Annotated in this window: 12 protein-coding genes; 8 read left to right on the top strand and 4 right to left on the bottom strand. The window is 71.2% G+C overall.

All coding sequences use genetic code 11. From position 1 onward, the window contains the following. Both ABB33_RS12050 and ABB33_RS12045 read right to left on the bottom strand, forming a co-directional pair. On the bottom strand, positions 1-1,254 hold a 1,254-nt coding region (locus ABB33_RS12050), incomplete at its 3' end, for a TonB-dependent receptor plug domain-containing protein (RefSeq protein ID WP_152985067.1). Between the two features lie 149 nt (positions 1,255-1,403). Continuing rightward, on the bottom strand, positions 1,404-1,889 hold the full coding sequence (locus tag ABB33_RS12045) for an Lrp/AsnC family transcriptional regulator (protein ID WP_054668479.1): 486 nt from the start codon (positions 1,887-1,889) through the stop codon (positions 1,404-1,406). A 128-nt stretch (positions 1,890-2,017) separates the two neighbouring features. On the opposite strand from ABB33_RS12045, the gene phhA reads away from it, so the two are divergent. After that, positions 2,018-2,908 (top strand): phenylalanine 4-monooxygenase, encoded by an 891-nt coding sequence (phhA, locus tag ABB33_RS12040; protein WP_054668480.1) that lies wholly within the window; start codon positions 2,018-2,020, stop codon positions 2,906-2,908. Positions 2,909-2,987: 79 nt separating this feature from the next. On the opposite strand, the gene ABB33_RS12035 is transcribed toward phhA, so the two are convergent. Next, positions 2,988-3,704 carry a hypothetical protein gene (locus ABB33_RS12035; RefSeq protein ID WP_152985066.1) on the bottom strand — a complete coding sequence of 239 codons (717 nt, stop codon included), beginning with the start codon at positions 3,702-3,704 and terminating at the stop codon, positions 2,988-2,990. Positions 3,705-3,868: 164 nt separating this feature from the next. On the opposite strand from ABB33_RS12035, the gene ABB33_RS19080 reads away from it, so the two are divergent. After that, positions 3,869-4,975: a sensor histidine kinase gene (locus tag ABB33_RS19080; RefSeq protein WP_056932277.1), complete on the top strand. Its 1,107-nt coding sequence runs from the start codon at positions 3,869-3,871 to the stop codon at positions 4,973-4,975. Further along, entirely contained in the window at positions 4,972-5,607 is a 636-nt protein-coding gene (locus tag ABB33_RS19075) for a response regulator transcription factor (protein ID WP_056932276.1), read from the top strand. Before ABB33_RS19080 ends, ABB33_RS19075 begins: the two co-directional genes overlap by 4 nt. A 12-nt stretch (positions 5,608-5,619) precedes the next feature. Here ABB33_RS19075 and dmeF read toward each other — a convergent pair whose 3' ends face one another. Then, positions 5,620-6,615 (bottom strand): CDF family Co(II)/Ni(II) efflux transporter DmeF, encoded by a 996-nt coding sequence (dmeF, locus tag ABB33_RS12020; protein ID WP_056932275.1) that lies wholly within the window; start codon positions 6,613-6,615, stop codon positions 5,620-5,622. Positions 6,616-6,661: 46 nt separating this feature from the next. Between dmeF and ABB33_RS12015 the strand changes: the two genes are divergently transcribed. The 5 genes from ABB33_RS12015 to ABB33_RS11995 all read left to right on the top strand — a co-directional run bounded on the left by ABB33_RS12015 (position 6,662) and on the right by ABB33_RS11995 (position 11,461). After that, entirely contained in the window at positions 6,662-6,934 is a 273-nt protein-coding gene (locus ABB33_RS12015) for a metal/formaldehyde-sensitive transcriptional repressor (protein WP_056932274.1), read from the top strand. Positions 6,935-7,026: 92 nt separating this feature from the next. Beyond that, positions 7,027-7,749 carry a DUF3348 domain-containing protein gene (locus ABB33_RS12010; RefSeq protein ID WP_056932273.1) on the top strand — a complete coding sequence of 241 codons (723 nt, stop codon included), beginning with the start codon at positions 7,027-7,029 and terminating at the stop codon, positions 7,747-7,749. Positions 7,750-7,759: 10 nt separating this feature from the next. Continuing rightward, positions 7,760-10,156 carry a DUF802 domain-containing protein gene (locus ABB33_RS12005; protein ID WP_056932272.1) on the top strand — a complete coding sequence of 799 codons (2,397 nt, stop codon included), beginning with the start codon at positions 7,760-7,762 and terminating at the stop codon, positions 10,154-10,156. Beyond that, complete coding sequence (locus ABB33_RS12000; RefSeq protein ID WP_054668488.1) at positions 10,153-10,800, top strand: OmpA family protein; 648 nt, start codon at positions 10,153-10,155, stop codon at positions 10,798-10,800. Before ABB33_RS12005 ends, ABB33_RS12000 begins: the two co-directional genes overlap by 4 nt. Then, the gene (locus ABB33_RS11995; RefSeq protein WP_054668489.1) at positions 10,790-11,461 is read left to right on the top strand and encodes a DUF2894 domain-containing protein; all 672 of its coding nucleotides are present in this window, start codon (positions 10,790-10,792) and stop codon (positions 11,459-11,461) included. Before ABB33_RS12000 ends, ABB33_RS11995 begins: the two co-directional genes overlap by 11 nt. Positions 11,462-11,510 lie beyond the last annotated feature (49 nt).

The raw sequence follows: 11,510 nt of genomic DNA, 5'->3' as shown, positions 1-11,510 counted from the left end.
CCTGGTGTACGCGCGCGGGCTGACCTCGCTGCCGAACAGGTCGTGCTTGTCCACCCGCGCGCCGTACACCAGGTCCACGCTGCCGGTCAGCGCCCACTCGTCCTGCAGGAACAGCGCGTACTGCCTGGCCGTTTCCTCGCCGCTGGCGAAGGAAGGGTGTTCGAGCCGTTCCTCGCGCGCCTCGAAGCCGCTGGTGAGGCGGTGGCTGCGGCCCAGCGCGATGCCGTAATGGCCGTTGAGCGAAGCCTCGCCGGCTTCCTGCTCGGGCGAAGGCGCCACGCCGCCGGTGTTGCGCTGGCGCTGGTGGATAGTGGCGACCTGCGCGGCCAGGCGCAGCTGGCCGCCGCCGATCCCGCCGTCGTAACCCAGCCCGACCTGGGTGCGGTCGAAATCATAGGACTGGCGATGGAACAGGCCGGCGCCGGTACGGGTGCCGTACCAGCGGTCCTCGTCGCTCTTCATCGCGGTGAACGCCAGCCGCTGGCCCTGCGCCGGCTGCCATTGCAGGCGCGCGCGCAGCGTGGCCTGCTCCTGGCCCTCGCGCTGGTCCAGCCGCGGCTGGTCCGGCTCCGGCACCGGTTGCTGCTTCTGCCATGCACCATCCACGGCCAGCGCGAAGGTCTTGCCCAGCGGGCCGGCCAGATGCGCGGCCGCCTGCTGGAAGCGGCCGCCATCGTCTTCGGGCAACAGACCCAGCGACGTGCGCAGCGCGCCGCCCCACTGCGTGCCGGGGCCCCGGGTGATGATGTTGATGACCCCGCCCAGCGCGTCGGACCCGTACAGCGAGGACAGCGGCCCGCGCACGATCTCGACCCGTTCGATCGCCTCCAGCGGGATCCAGCCGAACTGCAGGTCGCTCAACCCGAATACCTGGTCGGTGGCGGCGATGCGCTCGCCATCGACCAGCACCAGCGTATGCCGGCTCTCCATGCCGCGGACGCTGACCACGCGGCGGCCAAGGCTGCCGACGGCGCGGATGTTGAGCCCGGGCGTGTCGCGGATCGCATCGAGCACGTCGCGCGCCGGCCGCGTGCGCAGTTCCTCGCCGCTGACGACGGTGACGCTGGCCGGCGCACGTTCGACGCTGCGCTCGCTGGCGGTGGCGGTGACCACCACCGCATCAAGGTCGGTGGGAACGGCGGCTGAGTTGGCGGCGGCGAGCGCGATGCCCGGCGCCAGCATCGATGCCAGGCCGATACCGGCGGACAGGCGCGTACGGGCGCCCGACACGCGCCGGGAGTGTCGTGGAGTCATGGTCCGTGTTTCCTCTGGAATGAAGCCGCGCTGCCGGCGGGTGGCGGCCGATGAGAGTCAACGGAACAATAACCATTCTCATTTAAAGGGCATTGACCTGGATCAAGCCCGGCACATTGCCCCGCCGCCGCCGAGGCGGCGTGGCCCGCTCAACCGCGCCCGAGCTGCGACAGCGGCAGCGCGCGGAACTCCTTGACCGTGCGCAGCACGAAGCTGGAATTGACGTCGGCCACGCCGGTGGCGTCGAGCAGCTTGTCGAGCAGGAACGCCGAGAAGTGATCCAGGTCGCGCACGTAGATGTGCAGCAGGTAGTCCATGTCGCCGGTGAGCGCGTGGCAGGCCACCACCTCGTCCCACAGCTGCACCGCCTCGACGAAATGGCCGATTGCCGCCTGCCCGTGCTTGGACAGCTGCACGCGTACGAACGCCTGCAGGCCCAGGCCGATGGCGCGCGGCTCCAGGCGCGCGCCGTAACCGGCGATCACCCCGTCCGCTTCCAGCCGCTGCACGCGGCGCAGGCAGGCCGACGGCGAGAGATTCACCCGCGTGGCCAGTTCGGCATTGGTGGCGCGGCCATGCTGCTGGATTTCCGCCAGCAGGCGCAGATCGGTGCGGTCGAGGGAGATGGCATTCATTTTGTTGCCTCGCAACATCGAATCGACGCAACAATCTTGCGTCATGGCAGCCGCTCGACGCAATTTCGCACACCTGTTGCGCGCGCGGATTTCTACCATCAAGGCGATCTACTTTCCGGAACCGCCCCATGGACACGTCCCCGCGCCGCGTAGAGCACCAGCAGACCGACAAGGGATATGTGCCGGTCTACACCACCGCCGTGGTGGAGCAGCCGTGGGACGGCTACAGCGCCGACGACCATGCCACATGGAGCACGCTGTACCGGCGCCAGCGCGAGCTGCTGGTCGGCCGTGCCTGCCGCGAGTTCCTCGATGCCCAGGACGAGATGGGCATGAGCGAGCACATGATCCCGCGCTTCGACCAGCTCAACGAGGTGCTCGGTGCCGCCACCGGCTGGACCCTGGTGGGCGTGGAGGGGCTGCTGCCGGAACTGGACTTCTTCGAGCACCTGGCCAACCGCCGGTTCCCGGTGACGTGGTGGATCCGCCGCCCCGACCAGATCGACTACATCGCCGAGCCGGACCTGTTCCACGACCTGTTCGGCCACGTGCCGCTTTTGATGAACCCGGTATTCGCCGACTACATGGCCGCCTACGGCCGCGGTGGCGTCAAGGCCCACGCCATCGGCCCGGACGCGCTGCAGAACCTCACCCGCCTGTACTGGTACACGGTGGAGTTCGGCCTGATCGATACCGCCGATGGCCTGCGCATCTACGGCGCCGGCATCGTTTCCTCCAAGGGCGAATCGCTGTACTCGCTGGAATCGGCGGCGCCGAACCGGATCGGCTTCGACCTGGAGCGGATCATGCGCACCCGCTACCGCATCGACACCTTCCAGAAGACCTATTTCGTCATCGACAGCTTCGAGCAGCTGATGGCGGCGACCGAACCGGACTTCACCCCGATCTACGCGCGGCTCGCCGGGCAGGCGCACCTGCCGGCCGGCGACGTGCAGGACGGCGACCGCGTGTTCCAGCGCGGCAGCGGCGAAGGCTGGGCCGACGGCGGCGACGTCTGAACGGGCGTATCGCAGCGCAGCCAAAGTGAAAGAGCCGCCCGCGGGCGGCTCTTTCGCTGGTACTCCCGGAACCGGCCGCTCAGGGCGCCGGCCGGGTGGCGGCCGGTGCATGGCGGCGGCCATAGCGGCGGTCCAAGCGGATGCCGATGGCCACCGCGACCACCAGCGGCACCGTCCACGGGAACAGTTCGACCAGCAGCGGCGGCACCGCGGCGTGCGCCTGCAGCCACTGCCACACCGGGCGCATGCCGATGCCGAGGAAGGCCACGTGGGTGGCGATGCCCGCGCCCAGCATGGACTGGTAGTGCTGGCGCAGTGCCCAGTCCGGACGCGACGGGCCGCGACGGGCGAATTTCCACATGCGCCAGCCCACCCACAGGCCGATCGTCGCAAAACCCAGGAACAGCGGCTGGCGCTGGCCGATGCCCACCAGCAGCGTGGCCAGCGCCAGCAGCAGCGTCGGCCACAGCGCCAGCTTCCAGCCGATCCGCGCCACCAGCCGCTTCCAGTCGCGCTTGTCGGTGACCGCGCGCCAGGCCAGCCAGGCGGCGTTGCCGGTGAGGGCCATCAGGTAGGCCAGGAACAGCGCCGACAGCGGCTGCCGGCGGAACACGGCGTACTCCACGGTGATCGGCAGCGCGGTGGCGACGATCGTCGCCATGGCCAGCAGGTACACCTTGCCCAGCGCACGATGGCGCGGCGAGCCCTTCTTCATCAGCGCCGCCGACCAGAAGCCGACCAGCGCGACCACCCCGGCCAGCACGTGCAGCGCGACGAACAACGAGTACCCAGGCATGAGACGTCCTCCGATGGCAGCCGGCGGAATGCGGCGGCTCGTGCACAGGTTCGTTGAACAGCACCCGCCACGGCAGTCGCCGTGGTCACCTACGGACCCTGCCGGAAGTCACTTTCTGCGGCGTCCCCCTTGCCGCCGGCCAGCGCGCCCACCAGCATGCACGCATGGAACTCGGCTCGCAGTCGCGCTGGCGCGGACTTCTCCACCCCCTCAATCTGGCCGGACTGCTCACCTGGTGTGCGGTGGCCTTCACCCTGCCCTACGGCGACGCTCCGTCGCAGCCCTGGCGCTGGGGCTGTGCACTGGTGTTCCTGGCCGCGTTCCTGTTGGCAACCGCACTGCCGCGGGCGTCCTGGCAGCGGGCCACGCTGCTGCTGGTCGAAGCCGCCGCGGCGCTGGCGCTGGTACGCCTGGCCCACCACAGCGGGGTGGCGCCGGCACTGCTGGTGATGCTGGCCGCGCAGGTCGCCGCCAGCTGGCCGCCGCGCAGCGCCGTGGTGGCCGTCGCCGCCCTCAATCTGGGCATGTACCTCGTGCTGCGCGGGGTCAACGGGCATGCCGGCGTGGTGGTGCTGATCTTCGCCGGGTTCCAGGCATTCGCCATGTTGACCACCCACTACGCACGCGGCGCCGAGCAGGCCCGCGACCGGCTGGCGCAGGTCAACGCCGACCTGTTGGCCACCCGCGCGCTGCTGGCCGACAGTTCGCGCGATGCCGAACGCCTGCGCCTGTCGCGCGAACTGCACGACGTCGCCGGGCACAAGCTCACCGCGCTGCGGCTGCAGCTGCGTGCGCTGGCCGGGGAGGCCGGCGCACCGCCGGGGCTGGCACTGTGCGAACGGCTGTCCGCCGAACTGCTGGGCGACCTGCGCGCGGTGGTGCAGTCGCTGCGCGACAGCGACGGGCTGGACATCGCCACCGCCCTGCACGCGCTGGCCGCGCCGCTGCCGCGGCCGCGCCTGCACCTGCTGCTGGACGACAATGTGCAGCTGCACGACACCGCGCTGGCCGAGGCAGTACTGCGCTGCGTGCAGGAAGCGCTGACCAACAGTGCGCGCCATGGCGAAGCGCAGGTGCTGCACGTCGCCCTGCGGCAGCACCAAGGGCGCCTGCTGCTGGACATGCACGACGACGGCCAGCTGCGCGGCGAACTGCACGAGGGCAACGGCCTGACCGGCATGCGCGAACGGGTCGCCGAGCATGGCGGCAGGCTGCAACTGCAGCGCAACGCCTCCGGCGCGCTGCACATCCAGGCGGAGTTCGCGGCGTGAACGGCGCCCCACGCATCGCCCTGGTCGACGACCAGGCCCTGATCCGCGCCGGGCTGCGCGCATTGCTGCAGCAGCAGGGCATCGACATCGTGTTCGAAGCCGACAGCGGCGAGTCGCTGCTGGCCCAGTTGGCGCTGCAGCCGGTACAGCTGGTCGTCTCCGACATCCGCATGCCGGGCATGGACGGCATCCAGGCGTTGCAGGCGCTGCGCGCGCGCGGTGACGCCACGCCCTGCCTGTTCCTGACCACCTTCGACGACAGCGACCTGCTGCTGCGCGCCACCGCGGCCGGCGCCCAGGGGTTCCTGCTCAAGGACGCCGCGCCGGAAGACCTGCGCGAGGCCATCGTCCGCATCGTCGCCGGCCAGGCCCTGCTGCAGCCGGTCAGCACCGACCCGGTGCGGCAACGCTATCGCTACCACGCCGACGATGCGCCCAGGGAGCTGTTCAGCCAGAAGGAGGTGGCGGTGCTGCGGCTGATGGCCGGCGGCTACAGCAACCGCGAGATCGCCGGCAGCCTGTTCCTGGCCGAGGGCACGGTGAAGAACTACGTCTCGGCCATCCTCGACAAACTCGATACCCGCGACCGCACCCGCGCGGTACTCAAGGCGATCACCCTGCGCATCATCTGAGCGCCGTCGCCCTCACGACGCGGCGCTGCGTACCTCCACGGTGACGTGCACGATCTCCTCGTGGATCGACAGCGCGCGATGGAATACCTCGGCCTCCACGCCCGGCGCGGTCGCCACCTCCATCGCGCAGGCGAAGCGGCCACGGCCGACCTGCCAGACATGCAGGTCGCTGATCCGGGCCGGTACCGGCCCCTGTTCGACCGCTTCGCGGATCTCGGCCACCACCGGCGCATCCATCTCCGCGTCCAGCAGCACCCGCCCGGTCTGCCGGATCAGGCCCCACGCCCACACCGACACCAGCACCGCGCCGACGATGCCCATCAGCGGATCCAGCCAGGACGCGTTGAAGTACAGGCCACCAAGCAGGGCGATGATCGCCAGCACCGAAGTGGCCGCATCGGCCAGCACGTGCAGGTAGGCCGAGCGCTGGTTGAGGTCATGCTGGTGATGGCCGTGGTGATGATGGTGGCCGTGGTCGTGATTGTGATTGTGATTGTGATTGTGATTGTGGTGATCGCCATGGTCGTGGGCGTGGCCATGACCGTGGTGGTGCTGGTCGCGCAGCCACCACGCGCACAGCAGGTTCACCGCCAGCCCCACCACGGCGATGGCGATGGCCTGCTGGTAGTGGATCGGGCTGGGCTTGAACACGCGCGCGATCGACTCGAACGCCATCAGCCCGGCCACGCCCAGCAGCAGGATCGCACTGGTGTAGCCGGCCAGGATCTCGATCTTCCAGGTGCCGAAGGCGAAGCGCGGATCGTCGCGGTAGCGCCGCGCGCAGGCATAGGCGAACGCGGCCAGCCCCAGCGCCAGCGCATGCGAGCTCATGTGCCAGCCGTCGGCCAGCACCGCCATCGAGTTGAACCACCAGCCGCCGGTGATCTCCACCCCCATCATCAGCACGGTCAGGATCATGGCGCGGCGGGTGTTCTTCTCCGCCATCGGGTTGCCCTGGCTGAAGACATGGCTGTGCCGGCGGGACACGGCAAGGGTTTCGAGGTTCATCGTGGCGGCCTTTTCAGATACCCCCATAGGGTATACGATAAGCACCATGGCACAGATCCAGCGCGACAGGAAGAAACTGCTTGCCCGGGTGCGCCGCATCGCCGGCCAGGTGGCGGCGCTGGAACAGGCGCTGGAAGCCGGCGACGACTGCGATGCGGTCCTGGTGCAGATCGCCGCGGCCAAGGGCGCCATGCACGGGCTGATGCTGGAAGTGATGGCCGGCCACCTCAGCGACCACGTCGTGGCCGAGCCCGACCCGGCGCGGCGCGCGGACGAGGCCGGGGTGCTGCTGGAGCTGCTCAAGCGGCACGCGCGCTGAAGCCGGCGCAGGTCGCCCACCGGGCATGAATGCGGGCCGCCGGGGCACCCCCCGACGGGCCATGTAAAATGCCCGATTTTTCGGTCAGGACCATGGCGAAAGCTTCCACACGGGCGCCCGTGCTGGGCCCGGCGTTCATTCGCCTGCTGGCCCGCTTCGGCGACGCCGACCTCCCGCGCACGCCGCCGGTGCTGACCGAGCGGCTGGCGCAGTGGTTCGACTGGAACCGCGCCATCACCCTGTCGCGCGCGCTGGACAACCGCCTGCCCGAAGCGGCCGACGGCCCGGGCTTCGACGACGCCCAGGAAGCCGAATGCGCACGCCTGCGGCGTTCGCTGCGGGAGGCCATCGACGCCGACGTCGACCTGTCCGCGCCGCGGCGCAAGGACGCCAGCGCCGCCGCGGTCGACCCCGGCTACCTGCCCTACCGCCAGCACTGCCTGGCCATGCAGCGCGCGATGCAGGCAGCCACCGGCCTGCTGCGCGGCCGCCTGCGCGACATGCTGGCGCTGCAATCGCCGGCCAAGGCGCGGCTGGCCGAGGTGGACGCGGTGATGGAAGCCACGCTCAGCCCGCGCGAACAGGCCCTGCTGGCCATCGTGCCGGGCCTGCTCGGCCTGCACTACCAGCGCCTGCGCGACGCCGCCCTGCCCGAATCCACCGGCGCCGACGCGCCGGACGACACCCCCGCCACTCCCGCCGCCGGCCCCTGGCTGGCACGGTTCCGCCAGGACATGCGCACCGCGCTGCTGGCCGAACTGGAAGTCCGCTTCCACCCCATCGACGGCCTGCTCGCCGCGTTGCGCACCCGGTAACCGCATCTCCATGTCCAGAAATCCCATCGTTCCCGTCGTGTTCCTTGCCGGCCTGCTGGCCGTGTGCTGGATCGGCATCGGCTACCTCGGCAGCCACCCGCTGGCCACCGCCGTCGCCGCGCTGATCGCCGCCTGCTACCTGGCCGGCGCCTTCGAGCTGCTGCGCTACCGGCAGGCCACCGCCACGCTGGTACAGGCGCTGCCATCGCTCGGCGACGCCGCCGGCGACCTCGACGGCTGGCTGTCGCGGCTGCAGCCAGGCCTGCGCAATGGCGTGCGGCTGCGCATCGAGGGCGACCGCGTCGGCCTGCCGGCGCCGGCGCTGACCCCCTACCTGGTCGGGCTGCTGGTACTGCTGGGCATGCTCGGCACCCTGCTGGGCATGATGGCGACCCTGCGCGGCACCGGGCTGGCCCTGGAAAGCGCCACCGACCTGGACGCCATCCGCAGTTCGCTGGCCGCACCGGTCAAGGGCCTGGGCTTCGCCTTCGGCACCTCGATCGCCGGCGTCGCCAGCTCGGCCGCGCTGGGCCTGCTGTCGGCGCTGCTGCGGCGCGAGCGCGCGCAGGCCGTGCAGCAGCTCGATGCCGGCATCGCCGCGCAACTGGGGCACCTGTCGCACGCGGTCCAGCGCCGCGAGACCTTCCGCCTGCTGCAGGAACAGAACGCACTGATGCCGGCACTGGTCGAGCGCCTGCAGGCCCTGGCCGGCACCCTGGAACGCCAGCAGCACGACGCCGGGCAACGCCTGCAGTCCAGCCAGCAGGAGTTCCACCAGCGCAGCGAGGCCGCGTGGACGCAGCTGGCCGCGTCGCTGCAGCAGGCGCTGCGCGACGGCATCGCCCAGCAGGCCAACGCCGTCGGTGCAGCGCTGCAGCCGGTGGTGGATACCACCATGGCCGGGTTGGCGGACCGATCCGAGCACCTGCACGCGGCCATCGAACAGGCCGTGCGCCGCCAGCTCGACGGCCTGGACAGTGCCGTGCAGGGTGCGGCCAGCGCAGCCCGTGACAGCTGGAGCGCCGCCGTCGCCGAGCAGCAGCGCGGTAACGCCGCACTGGCCGACGGCCTGCAGCAGGCGCTGCAGCAGTTCGCCGCCACCTTCGAGCAGCGCTCGGCCGCGCTGGTCGATGGCGTGGCGACGCGGCTGGAAGACAGCACCCACCGGACCGCCGATGCCTGGAACAGCGCACTGGCACGCCAGCTCGACGCCCAGGCGGCATTGGCCCAGCGCAACGAGCAGGCACTGGTTGCCGCCGCCGACCACTTCGACCGGCATGCGCATGCGCTGGTCGACAGCCTGGGCCAGGCGCACGCCGAACTGCAGTCGGCACTGGCCGCGCGCGACGAACAGCGGCTGGCGCACTGGTCGCAGTCGCTGGCGGCGATGCTGGCCACGCTGGAAGAGAACTGGCAGCGCAACGGCGCGCAGGTCGCGCAGCAGCAGCAGCAGGTCTGCGATGCGCTGGCGCGCACCGCGGGCGAGGTCTCGGCGCAGCTGCAGGCCGCGGCCGGCGGCGCGCTGGAGGGCATCGCCGGCAACGCGCAGGCGCTGACCGACGCGGCCGCCGCCTTCGCCCTGCGCAGCGAGGCCATGATCGACGCCCTGCAGCGTTCGCATGGCGAACTGCAGGACGCGCTGCAGGCGCGCGACGCGCAGCGCTTGGCGCAATGGCGCGACGCCTTCGCCACGCTGACCGGCGAGTTCGGCCAGCGCTGGGAACACAGCAGCGCCCAGGTCGCCGCGCAGCAGCAGCAGGTCTGCGACACCCTGGCGCAGACCACCCGGGCGATCCACGCGCAGGCGCAGGCGCAGGCACGCGACACCCTGGCCGAGATCGAGCGGCTGGTCGCCACCGCCTCCGAAGCGCCGCGTGCCGCCGCCGAAGTGGTCGCCGAGCTGCGCCAGAAGCTGTCCGACAGCATGGTGCGCGATACCGCGATGCTGGAAGAGCGCGGGCGCCTGCTGGAAACCCTGCAGACCCTGCTAGACGCGGTCAACCATGCATCGCGCGAGCAACGCGGCGCCATCGACGCACTGGTCTCGACCTCGGCCGAGCTGCTGGAGCGGGTGGGCAGCCGCTTCAGCGCGCAGGTCGAAGGCGAGGCCGGCCGGCTCGACGCCGCCGCCGCGCACGTCAGCGGCAGCGCGCTGGAAGTGGCAAGCCTGGGCGAAGCGTTCGGCGACGCGGTGCAGGCGTTCGGCGACGCTACCGGCAGCCTCAACGAGCGCCTGCAGGGCATCGAATCGGCGCTGGAGAAATCGCTTGCGCGCAGCGACGAGCAGCTGGCGTACTACGTGGCGCAGGCACGCGAAGTGATCGAGCTGAGCATGCTGTCGCAGAAGCAGATCATCGGCCAGCTGCAGCAACTGGCCGGCGCCCGCGACGGGGCATCCGGCGCATGAGCGACGAGATCGAGTTCGATGCCGAATCCAGCGCCACCACCTGGGCCGCGTTCGGCGACCTAATGTCGGTGCTGCTGGGCGCGTTCGTACTGATCCTGGCCAGCGTCATCGGCATCCAGCTGCTGCTGCACAACCGGCTGGACGAGGAAGTGAAGCAGCGCCAGGCCGAGGCCGCGCGGCTGAAGACCCTGGAACAGGCACTGGCCGCGCCGCTGGCGGCCGGCCGGGTGACCGTGATCGACGGCCGCATCGGCATCAGCGGCAGCGTGCTGTTCGCGCTCAACTCCGACCAGCTGCAGCCCGAAGGCCGCGAACTGCTGCAGAGCATCGCCACGCCGCTGCGCGACTACCTGGCCGCGCGCGAGGAGATCCTGATGGTCAGCGGCTTCACCGACAACCAGCCGGTGCGCGCGGCCAACGCCCGCTTCGCCGACAACCTGGAACTGTCGGCGGCGCGCGCGCTCACCGTCACCCGCACCCTGATCGCCGACGGCGTGCCGTCCGCGTCGGTGTTCGCCGCCGCGTTCGGCGCCGAGCAGCCGGTAAGCACCAACGACGACGAAGCCGGCCGCGCCCGGAACCGCCGCGTGGAGATCGCGCCGATCCCGCGCCGCACGCCCGATGGCAAGGCCCATGCCCGCTGAAACCGGCGACGTCCACGCGCGGCTGGAGGCCTGGCGCCGGAACGGTGCCGACCGCATCGATCCGCTGCGCTTCGCGGTGATGAGCGCGCTGGCGCGGCATGCGGCGCGCCACGACGGCGCGCTGCGGCAGCGCCTGGATGCGCGCCTGCAGGCGCTGGCCGATGCCTATGCCGCACTGCCGCCACCGGGCGCTGCGCGGCCACCCACGCGCGCGGCCGGGGCCGGCCCCTTGCGGCAGTTGCTGGACCGGTTCGGCCATGCGCGGCCCGCAGATGCACCCGTGCAGGCCATCGCCCCGCTTGCGCCCGGTGCAGCGGGCGATGCCGGCGACGCAGCGCCGGTCGTCGATCTGGCCGCGCCGATGCCGGTACTGGACGAGTTCCAGCAGCTGTGGACCCGCATCCGCATCGATGGCCTGCTGCGGCACTGCCTCGACGGCCTGCCCGAGGACGCCGGCCCGCTGCATTCCAGCGTGCTCACCTACCGCGCCATGGCGCTGATGCGCGAGGTCTGCCCGGATTACCTGCAGCATTTCGTCGCCTACACCGACGCGTTGTCGTGGCTGGAACAGCTCGGCGGCAGCGCGGCCACCGGCGGCGACGCCGATGGCGCGGCCGCTCCGCGCAGACCCGCACGCACGGGCGGACGCAGGAAGAAGTAGGCCGCACCTGTCCGCTCCGGTGCCATGGGTTGTCACATCAGCCGGCGCA

This window comes from Stenotrophomonas acidaminiphila (genome assembly GCF_001431595.1).
GTDB classification, from domain to species: domain Bacteria; phylum Pseudomonadota; class Gammaproteobacteria; order Xanthomonadales; family Xanthomonadaceae; genus Stenotrophomonas; species Stenotrophomonas acidaminiphila.
This window is presented reverse-complemented; position numbering and strand designations above follow the sequence as displayed.